This is a genomic window from Citrobacter sp. R56 (genome assembly GCF_016811995.1).
GTDB classification, from domain to species: domain Bacteria; phylum Pseudomonadota; class Gammaproteobacteria; order Enterobacterales; family Enterobacteriaceae; genus Citrobacter_D; species Citrobacter_D enshiensis.
On sequence record NZ_CP069159.1, the window covers coordinates 1,486,866 to 1,507,728 of the forward strand.

The window sequence follows — 20,863 nt, forward strand, 5'->3', positions numbered from 1 at the left end:
TGCAAATACCGGCAGCCAATTTCAGACGGTGGCCTTTAAGCCTGGCGATAACCCGACAGGAAACGCTCAAATTTGCTGAGCGACATCTCAATGTCGTCAATACGTGGCAGCGTCACGATGCGGAAGTGATCCGGCCATGGCCAGTTGAACGCGCTTCCCTGAACCAGCAGCACTTTTTCCTGCAACAGGAAATCGAGCACCATTTTCTGGTCGTCATGAATATTAAAGCGTTTTGCATCAATTTTCGGGAACATATACAGTGCGCCACGCGGTTTCACGCAGGAAACACCAGGAATATCATTAATCAATTCCCATGCGCGGTTACGCTGTTCATAAAGGCGTCCGCCGGGCATGATAAATTCGCTAATGCTCTGGTATCCGCCTAATGCGGTTTGAATGGCGTGCTGCGCTGGCACGTTTGCGCACAGACGCATTGACGCCAGCATCTCCAGGCCTTCGATATACCCCTTCGCATGTTTCTTCGGCCCGTTCAGAACCATCCAGCCCTGACGGAATCCAGCCACACGATAGGTCTTGGACAAGCCGTTAAAGGTGATCGTTAGCAGATCCGGCGCCAGCGCGGCGATGGAATGGTGCTCGGCGTCATCGTAGAGAATTTTGTCGTAAATTTCGTCGGCAAAAATAATGAGATTATGCTGGCGAGCAATCTCAACAATTTCCATCAGCAGCTCTTTGGAATAAACGGCGCCGGTGGGGTTGTTGGGGTTGATGATGACAATACCACGGGTGCGCGGCGTAATTTTGGCGCGGATATCATCAAGGTCTGGGAACCAGTCAGAAGATTCATCACAAAGGTAATGTACTGCTTTGCCACTTGAAAGCGAAACGGCCGCTGTCCACAACGGGTAGTCGGGCGCTGGCACCAGCATTTCATCCCCGCTGTTCAGCAACGCTTGCATTGCCTGAACGATAAGCTCAGATACGCCGTTACCAATATAAATATCTTCTACGGTGACATCGCGTATTCCGCGAGCCTGGTAATGCTGCATGATCGCTTTACGGGCAGAGTAGAGACCTTTTGAGTCGCAATATCCTTGCGCCGTTGGCAAATTACGGATGACATCAACCAGAATCTCATCAGGCGCTTCAAAACCAAAAGGCGCGGGATTGCCAATGTTCAGTTTCAGAACTTTATTGCCTTCTTCTTCCAGACGTTTTGCTTCTTTCAGAACCGGGCCGCGGATGTCGTAACAGACGTTATCTAATTTGCTGGATTTTTCAATAGGGGACATGAATCTTGACCTTTTAGCTGTTATCGCCACTCCCTGCCGTGGAAGTCAGCACGGAACAATGTACTCCCACGACGGTGAGTTTTGAAGGGTCTACAGTAGAAGATTTTGCCAATGGGTGGCGCATGAATGTGCTGTTAATGACTTTATGGATGCTGATTTGTTAGTTTTATATTTGTTAGGATCATTATTATATAGAATATAATTCTTTGTGACTGCGCAAATTTTGGTGTTTTGTGTTGTTAAAAAATAATCTATTTTTGCGTAGGATCGCGTTCTCAGCAGAGCTCCTGCAGGTAAATAATTCGTAAATACTGAAAGCTTGCAATGCGCGACTGTTATAAATGTGTTCGATGGGCTTGAGGGTGTGAATCTATTGTTAAGTAGAATTAATGAATACTGTGTTTATTAATTAATTATTATTTAATATTTAAAAAGCATTTACCAAAGGCATTAATAATAAAGAATACTTTGATCAGCATAACATAACTTTGCATCAGATTAATCGCATTAAGGCTTATAAATAATGCGGTTTTAGGTTAAGATAACCATGAAAAATGGCGCGAAGGTTATGATTTCTGCTATTAGGCAAGAGATGCTTTAATAACTAACTCATTGCGCAACTTGCTTTTTTTGTGTCTGCGAGAGTACGTTAACTATTCTTACATTTACCATGCTTACACGTTTAACATTAGCAAGAAACCACGAGCATCTAATAGATACGACGCTTTTTAACGATATATATTTTAGTATATATCGGATAGGGGAGTCATGTTGTCAGCAACGTGATATTCCCCCTTACTTCGCTCAGTGACACCAGAGTGATACTGCCAGGGAGGGACATTACAAATGGAGTTGTTTGTTTCCGAATACACAGCATTAGCCCGCTCAGCTCAGTATGAGCCGCCAGTAAGTGAAAAATTATGATAAATGCAAATCGTCCGATCATTAATCTCGACCTCGATCTGCTGAGAACGTTTGTTGCTGTTGCGGATCTGAACACCTTCGCGGCTGCAGCTGCGGCAGTATGCCGTACGCAGTCTGCGGTCAGTCAGCAAATGCAACGCCTTGAGCAGCTCGTAGGAAAGGAATTGTTCGCCCGACATGGTCGTAACAAGCTTTTGACTGAACACGGTATCCAACTTCTGGGATATGCCCGAAAAATTCTGCGTTTTAATGATGAAGCCTGTTCATCATTAATGTTCAGTAATCTTCAGGGGGTATTAACAATCGGCGCTTCCGATGAATCTGCCGATACGATACTGCCTTTTTTACTCAATCGCATCAGTTCGGTTTATCCGAAACTTGCACTGGACGTCAGGGTGAAGCGTAACGCCTTTATGGTCGATATGCTGAAGTCGCAGGAAGTGGATCTGATTGTGACCACCAATCGACCAGGCGCTTTCGACTGCCTTAATCTGCGCACATCGCCCACTCACTGGTACTGTGCCGCAGAGTATGTGCTGCAAAAAGGCGAGCCGATTCCGTTAGTGTTGCTGGATGATCCCAGTCCGTTTCGTGACATCGTGCTGGCAACATTAAATGCGGCGAACATCCCGTGGCGTCTGGCGTATGTTGCGTCGACACTACCGGCAGTTCGTGCGGCGGTGAAGGCCGGATTAGGGATCACCGCGCGTCCAGTCGAGATGATGAGTCCGGATCTGCGCGTGTTGAGCGCAGTGGATGGACTACCGCCGTTGCCTGACACGGAATACCTGCTGTGTCGCGACCCTGCCAGCCAGAACGAACTCGCGCAGATTATCTATCAGGCGATGGACAGCTATCAGAATCCCTGGCAGTACTCGCAGTTTACCCCGGAAGGGGGAGATGATTCTCTGATGGTTGAAGGTGACTTCGAGTAACGCGCCACCCAAAAACGTTATTAATTGTAAGTGTAAAAAAGAACCGCTGGTGATGAAAAATCATTCAGCGGTTCTTTTTTTGTACAAATTGCCTGAATTGGTATTCGAAACTGAAAGAAAGTCTCATTAAATCAATTGGTAAAGATTATTTTTCAGTATTGCGCATAAAATACGCACCTGGGGCTTGAGTTTCTGTCAATGTTAAAAAACTAGAGAAATTGTTGCTGTTTTTTAGGGTGGATTAACAAAAGCGTGTCACAGATCAAGAAAATACTCCTATTTAGGGGGAGGCATCTGCACGAATTCCTGTCAAAATAGAGGCGCATTAACTCTTTAACCTCACAACGGACACGATTCAACAAAGTTAAAGCCGACTGGCGATGCGATCGAAATCAGTCATAACGGCATTAAATGTTAACCAAGTTGTCTTGATGTGAATTAATGTGAGGTAACTTTTGTTAAAGTTGACAAAAGGTTATAGAAAGGAGTAAAAAACCACATCAATTAGCTGTTTAATCATTTTCTACAGTTATTGTAGGGTTTTTTTTATTCCTCCCCATGAATCGATGTGGCGTTCATCTGCCGAAAAGAGCAGAGAATTTGGCGCTACTTTTGATGAGTAAGCAATGAGTATGTCAACATCCACTGAAATCATCGCTCATCACTGGGCATTCGCTATCTTTCTTATTGTTGCCATTGGACTGTGCTGCCTGATGCTCGTCGGCGGTTGGTTTTTAGGCGGTCGCGCACGCGCGAGGTCGAAAAACGTTCCGTTTGAATCAGGTATTGACTCAGTTGGCTCCGCCCGCTTGCGCCTGTCTGCCAAGTTTTATCTGGTAGCCATGTTCTTCGTTATCTTCGACGTTGAAGCGCTGTATCTGTTCGCATGGTCAACTTCTATCCGCGAGAGCGGCTGGATTGGCTTTGTGGAAGCTGCAATTTTTATTTTTGTGTTACTGGCAGGTCTGGTTTATCTGGTGCGTATTGGCGCGCTGGACTGGACGCCCGCGCGTTCACGCCGCGAGCGTATGAACCCGGAAACGAACAGTATCGCTAATCGTCAACGCTAACCGCGAGGCATTAAGATGGATTATACGCTCACCCGCATAGATCCTAACGGTGAGAATGACCGTTACCCCCTGCAAAAACAGGAGATCGTAACCGACCCCCTGGAGCAAGAAGTTAACAAAAACGTGTTCATGGGCAAACTGCATGACATGGTTAACTGGGGCCGTAAGAACTCAATTTGGCCGTACAACTTCGGCCTTTCCTGCTGCTACGTAGAGATGGTGACCTCGTTCACCGCCGTGCATGACGTGGCGCGCTTTGGTGCGGAAGTACTGCGTGCTTCGCCGCGTCAGGCTGACCTGATGGTGGTTGCGGGAACCTGCTTCACCAAAATGGCGCCAGTCATTCAGCGTCTTTATGACCAGATGCTGGAGCCGAAGTGGGTTATCTCCATGGGCGCATGTGCCAACTCTGGTGGTATGTACGATATTTACTCGGTGGTTCAGGGCGTTGATAAGTTTATCCCGGTGGATGTGTACATCCCGGGATGCCCGCCGCGCCCGGAAGCGTATATGCAGGCGCTGATGCTGCTGCAGGATTCCATTGGCAAAGAACGTCGTCCGCTCTCCTGGGTGGTTGGCGATCAGGGCGTTTATCGCGCCAATATGCAGTCAGAGCGCGAACGTAAACGCGGCGAACGCATTGCAGTAACGAATCTTCGTACACCAGACGAGATTTAATTTGCGCCTGTCGGCAGCCGAACTTCGCTCATCACTACATAAATAGCGCGAAGCACTGCCGACCACCACGGACCATTTGCAATGGTGAACAATATGACCGACTTAACCGCGCAAGACGCCGCATGGCAAACCCGGGATCATCTGGATGACCCGGTTATTGGCGAACTGCGCAACCGTTTTGGGCCGGATGCCTTTACCGTTCAGGCGACCCGCACCGGAGTACCCGTTGTTTGGGTTAAACGCGAACAATTGCTGGAAGTTGGCGATTTCTTAAAGAGACTGCCAAAACCTTACGTCATGCTGTTTGACTTACACGGCATGGACGAGCGTCTGCGCACACACCGTGACGGGTTACCCGCCGCGGATTTTTCCGTTTTCTATCACCTGATCTCCATTGAACGCAATCGCGACATCATGCTCAAGGTGGCGTTGTCTGAAAACGACCTGCGTGTGCCGACCTTCACCAAACTGTTCCCCAACGCCAACTGGTATGAGCGTGAAACCTGGGAAATGTTTGGTATCGATATCGAAGGTCACCCGCACCTGACGCGACTGCTGATGCCGCATACCTGGCAGGGCCATCCGCTGCGTAAAGACTACCCGGCGCGTGCGACCGAATTCGATCCGTTTGAGCTGACCAAAGCCAAGCAGGATCTGGAAATGGAATCGCTGACCTTTAAGCCAGAAGATTGGGGAATGAGTCGCGGTACCAACAACGAGGACTTCATGTTCCTCAACCTCGGTCCGAACCACCCGTCTTCCCACGGTGCATTCCGTATTGTGCTTCAGCTTGACGGCGAAGAGATCGTCGACTGCGTACCTGACATCGGCTACCACCACCGTGGCGCTGAAAAGATGGGCGAACGTCAGTCCTGGCACAGCTACATTCCGTACACTGACCGAATCGAGTACCTCGGCGGTTGCGTCAACGAAATGCCTTACGTGCTGGCCGTTGAAAAACTGGCGGGGATTACCGTGCCGGATCGCGTCAACGTGATCCGCGTGATGCTTTCCGAACTGTTCCGCATCAACAGCCACCTGCTGTATATCTCGACGTTTATCCAGGACGTCGGCGCGATGACTCCCGTGTTCTTCGCCTTTACCGACCGTCAGAAAATCTATGACGTGGTAGAAGCGATCACCGGTTTCCGTATGCACCCGGCCTGGTTCCGTATCGGCGGCGTTGCTCACGACCTGCCGCGTGGCTGGGACAAACTGCTGCGTGACTTCCTCGACTGGATGCCGAAGCGCCTCGATTCTTATGAGAAAGCCGCGCTGCGTAACACCATCCTGAAAGGTCGTTCGCAGGGCGTTGCCGCTTACGGCAAGAAAGAAGCGCTGGACTGGGGTTGTACCGGTGCTGCGCTGCGCGCGACCGGGGTTGACTTCGACGTGCGTAAATCACGTCCGTACTCTGGCTACGAAAACTTCGACTTTGAAGTACCGGTTGGCGGTGGTGTTTCCGACTGCTATACCCGCGTCATGTTGAAAGTAGAAGAGTTGCGTCAGAGTCTGCGCATCCTTGAGCAGTGCCTCAATAACATGCCGGAAGGCCCGTTCAAAGCGGATCACCCGCTGACCACGCCGCCGCCGAAAGAGCGCACGCTACAACATATCGAAACCCTGATCACTCACTTCCTGCAAGTGTCGTGGGGCCCGGTGATGCCGGCGAACGAGTCCTTCCAGATGGTGGAAGCGACCAAGGGTATCAACAGTTACTACCTGACCAGCGATGGCAGCACCATGAGCTACCGTACGCGTATCCGTACCCCGAGTTTTGCGCACCTGCAGCAGATCCCGGTGGCGGTTCGCGGCAGCCTGGTGTCCGACCTGATCGTCCATCTGGGTAGTATCGATTTTGTTATGTCAGATGTGGACCGCTAATTATGCACGAGAATCAACAACCACAAACCGAGGCTTTTGAGCTGAGTGCGGCAGAGCGTGAAGCCATTGAGCACGAGAAGCACCACTACGAAGACCCGCGTGCGGCGTCCATTGAAGCGCTGAAAATCGTTCAGAAGCAGCGTGGCTGGGTGCCGGATGGCGCGATCCATGCGATCGCTGACGTGCTGGGTATTCCGGCCAGCGACGTCGAAGGCGTTGCGACGTTCTACAGCCAGATCTTCCGCCAGCCGGTCGGTCGCCATGTGATCCGCTATTGCGACAGCGTGGTGTGCCATATCAACGGCTACCAGGGGATTCAGGCGGCGCTTGAGAAAAAGCTCGACATCAAGCCGGGGCAGACGACCTTTGACGGTCGCTTTACGCTGCTGCCGACCTGCTGTCTGGGGAACTGCGACAAAGGGCCGAACATGATGATCGATGACGATACTCATGCTCACCTGACCCCGGAAGGCATTCCTGAATTACTGGAGCGGTATAAATGAAAAACATTATCCGTACTCCCGAAACGCATCCGCTGACCTGGCGTCTGCGCGATGACAACCAGCCGGTATGGCTGGATGAATACCGCAGCAAAAACGGTTACGAAGGTGCGCGTAAAGCGCTGACCGGTCTCTCTCCGGACGAGATCGTCAACCAGGTGAAAGACGCTGGCCTGAAAGGGCGCGGCGGCGCAGGCTTTTCCACGGGTCTGAAGTGGAGCCTGATGCCAAAAGACGAATCCATGAACATCCGTTACCTGCTGTGTAACGCCGATGAAATGGAGCCGGGTACCTATAAAGACCGTCTGCTGATGGAACAGCTGCCGCATCTGCTGGTGGAAGGCATGCTGATCTCCGCGTTTGCGCTGAAAGCGTACCGTGGTTACATCTTCCTGCGCGGTGAATACATTGAAGCGGCAGTGAATCTGCGCCGCGCCATTGCCGAAGCAACCGAAGCGGGTCTGCTCGGTAAAAATATTATGGGCACCGGCTTTGACTTCGAGCTGTTTGTCCATACCGGGGCAGGGCGTTATATCTGCGGTGAAGAAACCGCGCTGATCAACTCCCTCGAAGGTCGTCGCGCTAACCCACGCTCCAAGCCGCCGTTCCCGGCAAGCTCCGGTGCATGGGGCAAACCAACCTGCGTCAACAACGTTGAAACGTTGTGTAACGTCCCGGCGATCCTCGATCACGGCGTGGAGTGGTATCAGAACATTTCGAAGAGCAAAGATGCGGGCACCAAGCTGATGGGCTTCTCCGGTCGCGTGAAGAATCCGGGACTGTGGGAGTTACCGTTTGGCACCACCGCGCGTGAGATCCTCGAAGATTATGCTGGCGGTATGCGCGATGGCCTGAAGTTCAAAGCCTGGCAGCCGGGCGGCGCAGGTACTGACTTCCTGACCGAAGCACATCTCGACTTGCCGATGGAATTCGAAAGTATCGGCAAAGCAGGTAGCCGTCTGGGAACCGCGCTGGCGATGGCCGTTGACCATGAAATTGGCATGGTTGGCCTGGTGCGTAACCTGGAAGAGTTCTTTGCCCGTGAATCGTGTGGCTGGTGTACGCCGTGCCGCGATGGCCTGCCGTGGAGCGTAAAAATTCTGCGTGCGCTGGAGCGTGGCGAAGGCCAGCCGGGGGATATCGAGACACTTGAGCAACTGTGTCGTTTCCTCGGTCCGGGGAAAACCTTCTGTGCGCACGCGCCAGGTGCGGTTGAACCTTTGCAGAGCGCCATTAAATATTTCCGCGAAGAATTCGAAGCCGGCATCAAGCAGTCGTTCAGCAATACCCATGCGATTGGTGGTATTCAGCCGAACCTGCTGAAAGAGCGCTGGTAATTTCAGGGGTAACCCTGGATCGCGATATGAATTTCGATTAACGCTCAGTCACAGACTGAGCCAACTGGAAGCATGCTGACTATGGCTACGATTCATGTAGACGGCAAAGAATATGAGGTCAATGGCTCAGACAACCTGTTACAGGCATGTCTGTCCCTCGGCCTTGATATTCCGTACTTTTGCTGGCACCCGGCGCTGGGAAGCGTCGGTGCTTGCCGCCAGTGTGCGGTGAAGCAATATCAAAACGCGGAAGACACGCGTGGTCGCCTGGTGATGTCTTGTATGACACCGGCCACCGAAGGCACCTTTATCTCTATTGACGACGAAGAAGCGAAACAGTTCCGTGAAAGCGTGGTCGAGTGGTTGATGACCAACCACCCGCACGACTGCCCGGTATGTGAAGAAGGCGGTAACTGCCATCTTCAGGATATGACCGTGATGACCGGCCATAACTTCCGTCGCTATCGTTTCACCAAACGTACTCACCGCAATCAGGATTTGGGGCCGTTCATCTCTCACGAAATGAACCGCTGCATCGCGTGCTACCGCTGCGTGCGTTACTACAAAGATTACGCTGATGGCGGCGATCTGGGCGTTTATGGCGCACACGACAACGTTTACTTCGGTCGCCCGGAAGACGGTACGCTTGAAAGCGAATTCTCCGGCAACCTGGTCGAAATCTGCCCGACCGGCGTCTTTACCGATAAAACGCACTCCGAGCGTTATAACCGTAAATGGGACATGCAGTTTGCGCCAAGCATCTGCCAGCAGTGTTCCATCGGCTGTAACACCAGCCCGGGTGAGCGTTACGGCGAATTGCGTCGTATCGAAAACCGCTATAACGGGACCGTTAACCACTACTTCCTCTGCGACCGTGGTCGTTTTGGCTATGGTTACGTCAACCTGAAAGACCGTCCGCGTCAGCCGGTTCAGCGTCGTGGCGATGATCTGATCACGCTGAACGCCGAACAGGCGATGCAGGGTGCGGCGGATATTCTGCGTCAGTCGAAGAAAGTGATTGGTATCGGTTCTCCACGCGCCAGCGTAGAGAGCAACTTCGCGCTGCGTGAACTGGTGGGTGCGGAAAACTTCTATACCGGTATCGCTCACGGCGAACAGGAACGTCTGGAACTGGCGCTGAAAGTGCTGCAAGAAGGCGGCATCCATACCCCTGCGTTGCGTGATATCGAATCTTACGATGCCGTGCTGGTGCTGGGTGAAGACATCACGCAGACCGGGGCGCGCGTTGCGCTGGCCGTGCGTCAGGCCGTGAAGGGTAAAGCACGTGAAATGGCAGCAGCACAGAAAGTGGCTGACTGGCAGATTGCGGCCATCCTTAACATCGGTCAACGTGCGAAGCATCCGCTGTTCGTCACTAACGTTGATAACACCCGTCTGGATGATATTGCGGCGTGGACTTACCGTGCGCCGGTCGAAGATCAGGCTCGCTTAGGTTTTGCTATTGCTCATGCGCTTGATAACAGCGCGCCGGCAGTGGACGGAATCGATCGCGATCTGCAAAACAAAATTGATGTGATCGTTCAGGCGTTGGCCGGCGCGAAAAAACCGTTGATTATCTCCGGCACCAACGCTGGTAGCGCGGAAGTGATTCAGGCGGCTGCCAACGTGGCAAAAGCACTGAAAGGCCGTGGCGCTGACGTCGGTATCACCATGATTGCCCGCTCCGTGAACAGCATGGGCCTCGGCATGATTGGCGGTGGTTCGCTTGACGACGCGTTAACCGAACTGGAAACCGGTCGTGCTGACGCCGTTGTGGTACTGGAAAACGACCTGCATCGTCATGCTTCGGCCATTCGCGTTAACGCCGCGCTGGCAAAAGCGCCGCTGGTGATGGTGGTTGATCATCAGCGTACGGCGATTATGGACAGTGCCCACCTGGTGCTCTCCGCAGCAAGTTTTGCTGAAAGTGACGGTACCGTTATCAACAACGAAGGCCGCGCACAGCGTTTCTTCCAGGTGTATGACCCGGCGTACTACGAAGCCAACACCGTCATGCTGGAAAGCTGGCGCTGGCTGCACTCGCTGCACAGTACTGTACGTAACCGTGAAGTCGACTGGACGCAGCTTGACCACGTCATCGACGCCGCGATTGCTGCGCTGCCGCAACTGGCGGGTATCAAAGATGCCGCGCCGGACGCGACGTTCCGCGTGAAGGGTCAGAAACTGGCGCGTGAGCCGCACCGTTACAGCGGTCGTACCGCGATGCGCGCCGATATTAGCGTTCACGAACCGCGTCAGCCGCAGGACAAAGACACCATGTTTGCCTTCTCGATGGAAGGGAACAACCAGCCGGACGCACCGCGTTCGCAGATTCCATTTGCCTGGGCGCCAGGCTGGAACTCCCCGCAGGCATGGAACAAATTCCAGGCTGAAGTGGGCGGAAAACTGCGTCATGGCGATCCGGGCGTTCGCCTGATTGAGGCCTCTGAGGGTGGTCTGGAGTATTTCACGACCGTTCCGGCAGGTTTCCAGGCAGAAGAGGGTAAATGGCGTATCGCACCGTACTACCATCTGTTTGGTAGCGACGAGATGTCACAGCGTTCTCCGATCTTCCAGAGCCGTATGCCGCAACCGTACATCAAACTCAACCCGGCCGATGCCGCGAAGTTGGGAGTGAATGCCGGTACGCACGTTTCCTTTAGTTATGATGGCAACACGGTCACGCTGCCGGTTGAAATCGCTGAAGGACTGACGGCAGGGCAGGTCGGTTTGCCGATGGGTATGCCGGGCATTGCGCCGGTGCTGGCGGGCGCGCGTCTTGAGGATCTGCAGGAGGCACAACAATGAGTTGGATTACACCGGATCTGATTGAGATCCTGCTGAGCATTCTCAAAGCGGTGGTGATCCTGCTGGTGGTGGTCACCTGCGGGGCATTCATGAGCTTTGGCGAACGTCGCCTGCTGGGTCTGTTCCAGAACCGTTATGGACCAAACCGTGTAGGCTGGGGCGGTTCGCTCCAGCTGGTCGCGGACATGATCAAAATGTTCTTTAAAGAAGACTGGATCCCGAAATTCTCGGATCGCGTCATCTTTACGCTGGCGCCAATGATCGCCTTTACCTCGCTGCTGCTGGCCTTTGCTATTGTGCCGGTCAGCCCAGGCTGGGTGGTTGCGGATCTGAATATCGGGATTCTGTTCTTTCTGATGATGGCGGGGCTGGCGGTCTACGCGGTGCTGTTTGCCGGTTGGTCGAGCAACAACAAATACTCGCTGCTGGGTGCGATGCGTGCCTCTGCGCAGACCCTGAGTTATGAAGTGTTTCTGGGACTTTCCCTGATGGGCGTGGTGGCGCAAGCCGGTTCATTTAACATGACCGACATCGTCAATAACCAGGCTGATATCTGGAACGTTATCCCGCAGTTCTTTGGTTTCATCACCTTTGCCATCGCGGGCGTGGCGGTGTGTCACCGTCACCCATTTGACCAACCGGAAGCCGAGCAGGAACTGGCTGATGGTTACCACATTGAATATTCCGGTATGAAGTTCGGTCTGTTCTTCGTGGGGGAGTACATCGGTATCGTCACCATTTCTGCGCTGATGGTTACCCTGTTCTTCGGTGGCTGGCATGGCCCGTTCTTACCGCCATTCGTCTGGTTTGCGCTGAAAACCGCATTCTTCATGATGATGTTCATTTTGATTCGCGCGTCATTACCTCGTCCTCGTTATGACCAGGTGATGTCCTTCGGCTGGAAGATCTGCCTGCCGCTGACGCTTGTCAACTTGCTGGTAACGGCGGCTGTCATTCTCTGGCAGGCGCAATAAGGGGCGAAAAGACCATGACCTTAAAAGAATTGTTAGTAGGCTTCGGCACCCAGGTACGCAGTATCTGGATGATCGGCCTGCATGCGTTCGCCAAGCGCGAAACGCAGATGTACCCGGAAGAACCGGTCTATCTACCACCCCGTTTCCGTGGCCGTATCGTCCTGACGCGCGACCCGGACGGCGAAGAACGCTGTGTTGCCTGTAACCTGTGTGCGGTAGCCTGCCCGGTAGGCTGTATCTCTCTGCAAAAAGCAGAGACCAAAGATGGTCGTTGGTATCCGGAGTTTTTCCGCATCAACTTCTCACGCTGCATTTTTTGCGGACTGTGTGAAGAAGCCTGTCCGACAACGGCAATTCAGCTCACGCCAGATTTCGAACTGGGTGAGTACAAGCGCCAGGATCTGGTTTACGAGAAAGAGGATCTGCTGATCTCCGGTCCGGGCAAATACCCGGAATATAACTTCTACCGGATGGCAGGTATGGCAATCGACGGCAAAGATAAGGGCGAAGCAGAGAACGAAGCCAAGCCTATCGACGTCAAGAGCCTGTTACCGTAAGGAGAGGGGCAATGGAGTTCGCTTTTTATATTTGTGGGCTGGTAGCCATTCTCGCGACCTTGCGAGTGATCACCCACACCAATCCGGTGCATGCGTTGCTGTATCTGATTATTTCGCTGCTGGCGATTTCCGGGGTGTTCTTCTCGCTGGGGGCTTACTTCGCGGGTGCGCTGGAAATTATCGTCTACGCAGGCGCCATCATGGTGCTGTTCGTGTTCGTGGTAATGATGCTCAACCTGGGCGGTTCCGAAATCGAACAGGAACGTCAATGGCTGAAACCCCAGGTATGGATTGGTCCGGCGATTCTGTCGGCCGTCATGCTGGTGGTCATTGTGTATGCCATTCTGGGTGTTAATGACCAGGGTATCGACGGTACGCCGATTAGCGCGAAAGCGGTCGGTATCTCTCTGTTCGGACCTTACGTACTGGCGGTTGAACTGGCTTCCATGCTGCTGCTGGCGGGTCTGGTTGTGGCCTTCCACGTCGGTCGCGAAGAGCGTGCAGGCGAAGTGCTGAGCAACCGCACTGAAGACCGTGCGAAAAGAAAAACGGAGGAGCACGCATGATCCCCTTACAACATGGACTGATCCTCGCTGCGATTTTATTCGTTCTGGGCTTAACCGGTCTGGTTATCCGCCGCAATCTGCTGTTTATGCTGATCGGTCTGGAAATCATGATTAACGCTTCCGCGCTGGCCTTTGTGGTCGCCGGTAGCTACTGGGGCCAGACCGATGGTCAGGTGATGTACATTCTCGCCATCAGCCTTGCGGCTGCTGAAGCGAGTATCGGACTTGCGCTGTTACTGCAACTGCATCGCCGTCGCCAGAACCTGAACATCGATTCAGTAAGTGAGATGCGTGGATGAACATGCTTGCCTTAACCATTATTCTGCCATTGATTGGCTTTGTACTACTGGCGTTCTCTCGCGGTCGCTGGTCGGAAAACCTCTCCGCTACCGTGGGCGTAGGCTCCATTGGTCTGGCTGCGCTGGTGACAGCGTTAGTCGGCATGGACTTCTTCGCGAACGGTCAGCAAGCGTATAGCGTCCCGCTGTGGACCTGGATGTCGGTCGGCAACTTCAACATTGGTGTTAACCTGGTACTGGATGGTCTCTCCCTGACCATGCTGTCGGTGGTCACCGGTGTAGGCTTCCTGATCCACATGTTTGCGTCCTGGTATATGCGCGGTGAAGAGGGTTACTCTCGCTTCTTCGCCTACACCAACCTGTTTATCGCCAGCATGGTTATCCTGGTGCTGGCCGATAACCTGCTGTTGATGTACCTCGGCTGGGAAGGCGTGGGCCTGTGCTCCTATCTGCTGATCGGTTTCTACTACACCGATCCGAAGAATGGCGCGGCTGCGATGAAAGCGTTTGTCGTGACCCGTGTGGGTGACGTCTTCCTCGCCTTCGCGCTGTTCATTCTTTACAACGAACTGGGCACCCTGAACTTCCGCGAAATGGTGGAACTGGCGCCAGCGCACTTCGCCGCAGGCAACAACATGCTGACCTGGGCGACGTTGATGCTGCTGGGTGGTGCGGTCGGTAAATCTGCGCAGTTGCCGTTGCAAACATGGCTGGCAGACGCGATGGCAGGCCCGACGCCTGTTTCTGCGTTGATCCACGCCGCGACCATGGTAACCGCCGGTGTCTACCTGATTGCCCGTACTAACGGTCTGTTCCTGATGACCCCGGATATTCTGCATCTGGTGGGTATCGTTGGTGCGGTAACGCTGGTACTGGCCGGTTTCGCCGCGCTGGTGCAGACCGATATCAAACGTGTACTCGCTTACTCCACCATGAGCCAGATTGGCTACATGTTCCTGGCGCTGGGCGTTCAGGCGTGGGATGCGGCGATTTTCCACCTGATGACGCACGCCTTCTTTAAAGCGCTGCTGTTCCTGGCGTCCGGTTCGGTGATTCTGGCCTGCCATCACGAACAGAATATCTTCAAGATGGGTGGTCTGCGTAAATCCATTCCGCTGGTTTATCTCTGCTTCCTGGTAGGTGGCGCGGCGTTGTCGGCTCTGCCGCTGATCACCGCGGGCTTCTTCAGTAAGGATGAGATTCTGGCGGGCGCGATGGCCAACGGTCATATCAATCTGATGGTTGCAGGTCTGGTCGGTGCGTTCATGACCTCCTTGTATACCTTCCGTATGATTTTCATCGTGTTCCACGGTAAAGAACAAATTCACGCTCATGCAGGGAAGGGGATTACCCATCACTTGCCGCTGATTGTGCTGATGATCCTGTCCACCTTCGTTGGCGCGCTGATTGTGCCGCCGCTGCACGGTGTACTGCCGGCAACAACCGAGCTTGAGCACGGCCGCGTGATGACCCTGGAAATTACCTCTGGCGTCGTGGCGATTGTGGGCATTCTGATGGCGGCCTGGCTGTGGCTGGGTAAACGCACTCTGGTGACCTCGATTGCCAACAGCGCTCCGGGCCGTCTGCTGGGGACCTGGTGGTATAACGCCTGGGGCTTCGACTGGTTGTACGACAAAGTGTTCGTGAAGCCGTTCATGGGTATCGCCTGGTTGCTGAAAAGCGACCCGCTGAACTCAATGATGAACATTCCGGCGATCCTTTCCCGCTTTGCAGGTAAAGGCCTGCTGTTCAGCGAGAACGGTTATCTGCGCTGGTATGTGGCGTCCATGAGCATTGGTGCGGTCGTGGTGCTGGCACTGTTGATGGTACTGCGTTGAGTTTGAGGATTGCGGTTGTTTTGCCCGGTGGCGCTAACGCTCACCGGGCCTACAAGACCGTAGGTCGGGTAAGCGTTAGCGCCACCCGACATTAAAACCACAATCCGAAGTGAATTTTCTGTTGTGAGAATTCGTTGAAAATCAGGTCCTGTTGGGACTTTAACAAGGAATAAAGATCGCCATGTTACTACCCTGGCTAATATTAATTCCCTTTATCGGTGGCTTCCTGTGCTGGCAGACCGAACGCTTTGGCGTGAAGGTGCCGCGCTGGATAGCGCTGGTAACCATGGGACTGACGCTGGCGCTTGGTCTGCAACTGTGGTTGCAGGGCGGCTATTCACTGACGCAATCCGCTGGCATTCCGCAGTGGCAGTCTGAGTTCGTGCTGCCGTGGATCCCGCGCTTTGGCATCTCAATCCATCTGGCTATTGATGGTCTGTCGCTGCTGATGGTGGTGCTGACCGGTCTGCTGGGTGTTCTGGCGGTACTGTGTTCCTGGAATGAAATCGAAAAATACCAGGGCTTCTTCCACCTGAACCTGATGTGGATCCTTGGCGGCGTTATCGGCGTGTTCCTTGCCATCGATATGTTCCTGTTCTTCTTCTTCTGGGAAATGATGCTGGTGCCGATGTACTTCCTGATCGCGCTGTGGGGGCATAAAGCTTCTGACGGTAAAACGCGTATCACGGCGGCCACCAAGTTCTTCATCTATACCCAGGCGAGCGGTCTGGTGATGTTGATTGCCATCCTGGCGCTGGTGTTTGTGCACTACAAAGCCTCGGGCGTCTGGACCTTCAACTATGAAGAGCTGCTGAATACCCCGATGTCCCACGGTGTGGAATATCTGCTGATGCTGGGCTTCTTCATCGCCTTTGCGGTCAAAATGCCGGTGGTTCCGCTGCACGGCTGGTTGCCGGACGCGCACTCCCAGGCACCGACGGCAGGTTCCGTTGACCTGGCGGGGATTTTGCTGAAAACCGCGGCCTACGGTCTGCTGCGTTTCGCACTGCCGCTGTTCCCGAACGCGTCTGCGGAGTTCGCGCCAATCGCCATGTGGCTGGGTGTTATCGGTATTTTCTACGGCGCATGGATGGCGTTCGCTCAGTACGACATCAAACGTCTGATTGCTTACACCTCTGTTTCACACATGGGCTTCGTGCTGATTGCTATCTACACCGGCAACCAACTGGCGTACCAGGGTGCGGTTATCCAGATGATTGCGCACGGTCTGTCCGCTGCGGGTCTCTTTATTCTGTGTGGCCAGCTGTACGAACGTCTGCACACCCGTGATATGCGTATGATGGGCGGTTTGTGGGGCAAAATGAAATGGTTGCCTGCACTGTCGATGTTCTTCGCGGTCTGTACGCTGGGTATGCCGGGCACCGGTAACTTCGTCGGCGAATTCATGATTCTGTTCGGCAGCTTCCAGGTGGTTCCGGTCATTACGGTGATCTCAACCTTTGGTCTGGTGTTTGCCTCTGTTTACTCGCTGGCGATGCTGCATCGCGCTTACTTCGGTAAAGCGAAAAGCCAGATTGCCAGCGTTGAACTGCCAGGGATGTCGCTGCGTGAGCTGTTTATCATCCTGTTGCTGGTCGTGCTTCTGGTACTGCTCGGCATCTATCCGCAGCCGATTCTGGATACCTCGCATTCAGCGATGGGCAACATCCAGCAGTGGTTTGTTAATTCCGTTACTACTACAAGGCCGTAAATCGCCATGACAATAACTCCACAACACCTGATTGCGCTGCTACCGCTGCTGATCGTCGGCTTGACGGTGGTGGTTGTGATGCTCTCCATTGCGTGGCGACGCAATCACTTCCTCAATGCCACGCTGTCGGTCATTGGGCTTAACGCCGCGCTGGTTTCGCTCTGGTTTGTTGGCCAGGCGGGCGCGATGGACGTGACGCCGCTGATGCGCGTCGATGGTTTCGCGATGCTCTACACCGGGATGGTTCTGTTGGCGAGCCTCGCCACCTGTACCTTTGCTTATCCGTGGCTGGAAGGCTATGACGACAACCGGGAAGAGTTCTACCTGCTGGTGCTGATTGCTGCGCTGGGTGGGATCCTGTTGGCCACCGCTAACCATCTGGCAGCGTTGTTCCTCGGTATCGAGCTTATCTCTCTGCCGCTGTTTGGCCTGGTGGGTTACGCGTTCCGTCAGAAACGTTCGCTGGAAGCCAGTATCAAATACACCATCCTGTCTGCCGCAGCGTCTTCATTCCTGCTGTTTGGTATGGCGCTGGTGTACGCGCAGTCCGGCAACCTGTCGTTTGTCGCACTGGGTAAGAGCCTGGGCGACGGGATGCTGAACGAGCCGCTGCTGCTGGCGGGCTTTGGCATGATGATTGTCGGCCTTGGCTTTAAACTCTCTCTGGTGCCGTTCCACCTGTGGACGCCAGACGTTTACCAGGGTGCTCCGGCACCGGTTTCCACGTTCCTGGCGACGGCGAGCAAGATCGCTATCTTCGGCGTGGTGATGCGTCTGTTCCTGTACGCACCGGTTGGCGACAGCGAAGCGGTACGTGTGGTGCTGGGCGTGATTGCCTTTGCCTCCATCATCTTCGGTAACCTGATGGCGCTGAGCCAGACCAACATCAAACGTCTGCTCGGTTACTCCTCTATCTCTCACCTCGGTTATCTGCTGGTGGCGTTGATTGCCCTGCAGAGCGGTGAGATGTCGATGGAAGCGGTCGGTGTTTACCTGGCCGGTTACCTGTTCAGCAGCCTCGGCGCGTTCGGCGTGGTGAGCCTGATGTCCAGCCCGTACCGTGGTCCGGATGCGGATTCACTGTTCTCCTACCGCGGTCTGTTCTGGCATCGTCCGATCCTCGCGGCCGTGCTGACGGTGATGATGCTGTCTCTGGCGGGTATCCCGATGACGCTGGGCTTTATCGGTAAATTCTACGTCCTTGCCGTCGGTGTCCAGGCTAATCTGTGGTGGCTGGTCGGTGGCGTAGTCATCGGCTCCGCGATTGGTTTGTACTACTACCTGCGCGTTGCTGTGAGCCTCTACCTGAGTGCGCCGCAGCAGCTTAACCGTGATGCGCCGTCAAACTGGCAGTACAGCGCGGGCGGTATCGTGGTACTGATCTCCGCGCTGCTGGTGCTAATTCTCGGTGTCTACCCGCAGCCGTTGATCAGCATCGTGCAGTTGGCCGCACCGCTGATGTAAGCGAAATGCAGAAACGAAAAAACCGCCGATTTCGGCGGTTTTTTTATACCTGCAGTAAAATTGCGTAGGACAACGCAGAGTTGAAACGTTGATGACAGTGAGAGAATATCAGGGTGTAATATGCCAATACTCATGATTATCCAGAGATTCCATCATGCGACAGCCTTACAGGATTGAAAGCGTCACCCTAAAAGGTATTGGCGTGTTTGAGCATACCCATATCGAATTTCCGCCGATCAAACGTGAAGAAAGAGATGTTGAGAAGGCGGAGATTCATATCTTTACGGGACCGAACGGCTGCGGTAAAAGTACAATGCTTTATGCGTTGGCGGGGATCTTTAGCTTCGAACTGACCAATATCAGTCTTCTGACGAAACGATTTAAAGATACCAGTAGCAAAGTGGTGTACCGATTTGCCGGAGGAAAAGGGTCTATTTCCGCGGCAACTCTTGAACCGAAGAAGGTGGGGGTCTCCTTCTCCCGTCACCAGATACTTACAGATTATCGGCAATTCACTCAACAAGTCACATACCCGCTTTCGGGTTCCACTCCTTTTGCGGCATTTGCCTATTCCGGTCAACGCGCAAACAGAGATAGTTTGTACGTCAAAGATATCGAGGAGATTACAGATTCTCCTTTTGATGATGCCCTGTCATTTGAAAATACCATTCGACCTCGCCTTATTGCCAAATGGGTCGCCAATACGTTTGCTAAAGCAGCCCTGGCTCGTGCTGAAAATGCGGAAGAGGAAGCGCGTGATTATGAGCGCTCGTTGGAGAGAATTACGCTTTTCATCAATGATGTATGCGATGAAAAAGTTGAGTTTCGACTAAATCGGAAGACGTTTTCAGTAGATATAATGGTTGAAGGCGAACTTTTGAAATATGATATTTTGCCTGACGGTTTGAAATCAATCATAACGTGGATTGCTGATTTGGCGCTACGCCTGGAAAACACGCCATGGCTTGAATCGCGAGATATTTTTGCCCAACCGATTATTTTATTCCTCGATGAAGTCGATATTCACCTTCATCCAAAATGGCAGCGCAGAATTCTACCGGCAATTCAGAAATTGTTACCCAATGCGCAGGTGTTTGTGTCCACTCATTCTCCTTTTGTTGTTGGTTCAGTTGAGGATGCCTGGGTGTATCGTTTACCTGAGCACAAAAATAACGTCTGCCGCGATACAACTGTCCCTGAGACGATCGGTGCAATACCGTCGAAAGCAGGCAAAAGCTATCAGTTGATCCTTGCCGAGGTGTTCGGGGTTGATGAGGAGTTTGATATTGAAACCCAGCAGCAATTGTCCGCGTTTAAAGACGGCATTAACGCGCATATGCGTGGTCATCAGGATCTGGTGAGTGTCATGTCACTCGCGCAAACACTGAGCGACAAGGGTGAAGAACTGGCGAATATTGTCAGTCTTGAATTACGTCAAATGCATCGGTTAATGAGTAAAACGCAGGGATAAATATGTACCCTTTTGTTCGCTCTGTATGCCCTGATTACCTTAACGTCTGTTGGCAGGCGCTGGGGATTCGTTTTCGGGACGCACGAGTCCGTAATCCTCGCTATAAGTTCATATGGTACGCAAAATTTCAGAAAGACGAATCCCTGAGACGTTTACTGGAAATGACAAAGGGCCATTGCGCTTTTTGTGACGGCGCTAATCTTGGTGCGGAAAGTCGAAAAACGATTGAACATTTCCGGCCGAAAAGTGAATTTCATACCATTGCCTATCAATGGGAGAACCTTTACCCCTGTTGCGACCAATGTCAGTCGGCAAAAGGGGAAGATTTTGATGAGGACCTGTTGGCAGGAGATCAGGTTGATTACGCATTTGAGTCTTTTTTTAGTCTGGACTATAGCTCAGGGGCGATCCTTCCTAATCCCGTTGCCAGCGATAATGATCAACAGCGAGCCCGTATTACCATTGCATTTTACGGCTTGAACCTTGAAGAGCGAAAAATTGCCAGAAAGAGGCAGCATAAGTTCTATCAGTCACGGCCAAATGATATGGAACTGGACGATTTTAGCTATCGGTTCTATTTAACAGATGCCTGAT

At 53.1% G+C, this 20,863-nt stretch carries 17 protein-coding genes; 16 read left to right on the top strand and 1 reads right to left on the bottom strand.

What is annotated here, in order from left to right:
• Nucleotides 1-35 precede the first annotated feature (35 nt).
• The gene (alaA, locus tag JM656_RS07120) at nt 36-1,253 is read right to left on the bottom strand and encodes an alanine transaminase AlaA (RefSeq protein ID WP_203360568.1); all 1,218 of its coding nucleotides are present in this window, start codon (nt 1,251-1,253) and stop codon (nt 36-38) included.
• Nucleotides 1,254-2,173: 920 nt separating this feature from the next.
• Between alaA and lrhA the strand changes: the two genes are divergently transcribed.
• The 16 genes from lrhA to JM656_RS07200 all read left to right on the top strand — a co-directional run bounded on the left by lrhA (nt 2,174) and on the right by JM656_RS07200 (nt 20,862).
• Nucleotides 2,174-3,112 (top strand): transcriptional regulator LrhA, encoded by a 939-nt coding sequence (gene lrhA / locus JM656_RS07125; protein ID WP_203360569.1) that lies wholly within the window; start codon nt 2,174-2,176, stop codon nt 3,110-3,112.
• Nucleotides 3,113-3,738: 626 nt separating this feature from the next.
• A complete protein-coding gene (gene nuoA / locus JM656_RS07130) occupies nt 3,739-4,182 on the top strand; it encodes an NADH-quinone oxidoreductase subunit NuoA (protein ID WP_162383083.1) in 444 nt (147 codons plus the stop codon).
• 15 nt (nt 4,183-4,197) lie between these two features.
• Nucleotides 4,198-4,860: an NADH-quinone oxidoreductase subunit NuoB gene (gene nuoB, locus JM656_RS07135; protein WP_003028075.1), complete on the top strand. Its 663-nt coding sequence runs from the start codon at nt 4,198-4,200 to the stop codon at nt 4,858-4,860.
• Between the two features lie 81 nt (nt 4,861-4,941).
• Nucleotides 4,942-6,744, top strand: a complete 1,803-nt coding sequence (nuoC, locus tag JM656_RS07140) for an NADH-quinone oxidoreductase subunit C/D (RefSeq protein WP_203360570.1) — start codon at nt 4,942-4,944, stop codon at nt 6,742-6,744.
• Nucleotides 6,745-6,746: 2 nt separating this feature from the next.
• Entirely contained in the window at nt 6,747-7,247 is a 501-nt protein-coding gene (nuoE, locus tag JM656_RS07145; protein ID WP_192612898.1) for an NADH-quinone oxidoreductase subunit NuoE, read from the top strand.
• Nucleotides 7,244-8,581, top strand: a complete 1,338-nt coding sequence (gene nuoF / locus JM656_RS07150) for an NADH-quinone oxidoreductase subunit NuoF (RefSeq protein ID WP_203360571.1) — start codon at nt 7,244-7,246, stop codon at nt 8,579-8,581. The genes nuoE and nuoF overlap by 4 nt, the downstream gene beginning before the upstream one ends.
• Nucleotides 8,582-8,662: 81 nt before the next feature.
• Nucleotides 8,663-11,389: an NADH-quinone oxidoreductase subunit NuoG gene (gene nuoG, locus JM656_RS07155; protein ID WP_203360572.1), complete on the top strand. Its 2,727-nt coding sequence runs from the start codon at nt 8,663-8,665 to the stop codon at nt 11,387-11,389.
• A complete protein-coding gene (nuoH, locus tag JM656_RS07160) occupies nt 11,386-12,363 on the top strand; it encodes an NADH-quinone oxidoreductase subunit NuoH (RefSeq protein WP_162383079.1) in 978 nt (325 codons plus the stop codon). The genes nuoG and nuoH overlap by 4 nt, the downstream gene beginning before the upstream one ends.
• A 14-nt stretch (nt 12,364-12,377) precedes the next feature.
• Entirely contained in the window at nt 12,378-12,920 is a 543-nt protein-coding gene (nuoI, locus tag JM656_RS07165; RefSeq protein ID WP_005129470.1) for an NADH-quinone oxidoreductase subunit NuoI, read from the top strand.
• Between the two features lie 11 nt (nt 12,921-12,931).
• The gene (gene nuoJ, locus JM656_RS07170; RefSeq protein WP_192612894.1) at nt 12,932-13,486 is read left to right on the top strand and encodes an NADH-quinone oxidoreductase subunit J; all 555 of its coding nucleotides are present in this window, start codon (nt 12,932-12,934) and stop codon (nt 13,484-13,486) included.
• A complete protein-coding gene (nuoK, locus tag JM656_RS07175; RefSeq protein WP_000612644.1) occupies nt 13,483-13,785 on the top strand; it encodes an NADH-quinone oxidoreductase subunit NuoK in 303 nt (100 codons plus the stop codon). The genes nuoJ and nuoK overlap by 4 nt, the downstream gene beginning before the upstream one ends.
• Nucleotides 13,782-15,623, top strand: coding sequence for an NADH-quinone oxidoreductase subunit L (gene nuoL, locus JM656_RS07180; protein WP_203360573.1), 1,842 nt, complete (start codon nt 13,782-13,784; stop codon nt 15,621-15,623). Before nuoK ends, nuoL begins: the two co-directional genes overlap by 4 nt.
• Nucleotides 15,624-15,804: 181 nt before the next feature.
• Nucleotides 15,805-17,334 (top strand): NADH-quinone oxidoreductase subunit M, encoded by a 1,530-nt coding sequence (gene nuoM / locus JM656_RS07185; RefSeq protein WP_203360574.1) that lies wholly within the window; start codon nt 15,805-15,807, stop codon nt 17,332-17,334.
• A gap of 6 nt (nt 17,335-17,340) precedes the next feature.
• The gene (gene nuoN, locus JM656_RS07190; protein ID WP_203360575.1) at nt 17,341-18,798 is read left to right on the top strand and encodes an NADH-quinone oxidoreductase subunit NuoN; all 1,458 of its coding nucleotides are present in this window, start codon (nt 17,341-17,343) and stop codon (nt 18,796-18,798) included.
• A gap of 154 nt (nt 18,799-18,952) precedes the next feature.
• Nucleotides 18,953-20,269 (top strand): AAA family ATPase, encoded by a 1,317-nt coding sequence (locus JM656_RS07195; RefSeq protein ID WP_203360576.1) that lies wholly within the window; start codon nt 18,953-18,955, stop codon nt 20,267-20,269.
• Nucleotides 20,270-20,271: 2 nt separating this feature from the next.
• Entirely contained in the window at nt 20,272-20,862 is a 591-nt protein-coding gene (locus JM656_RS07200; protein WP_203360577.1) for a retron system putative HNH endonuclease, read from the top strand.
• The last annotated feature ends 1 nt before the right edge of the window (nt 20,863 follow it).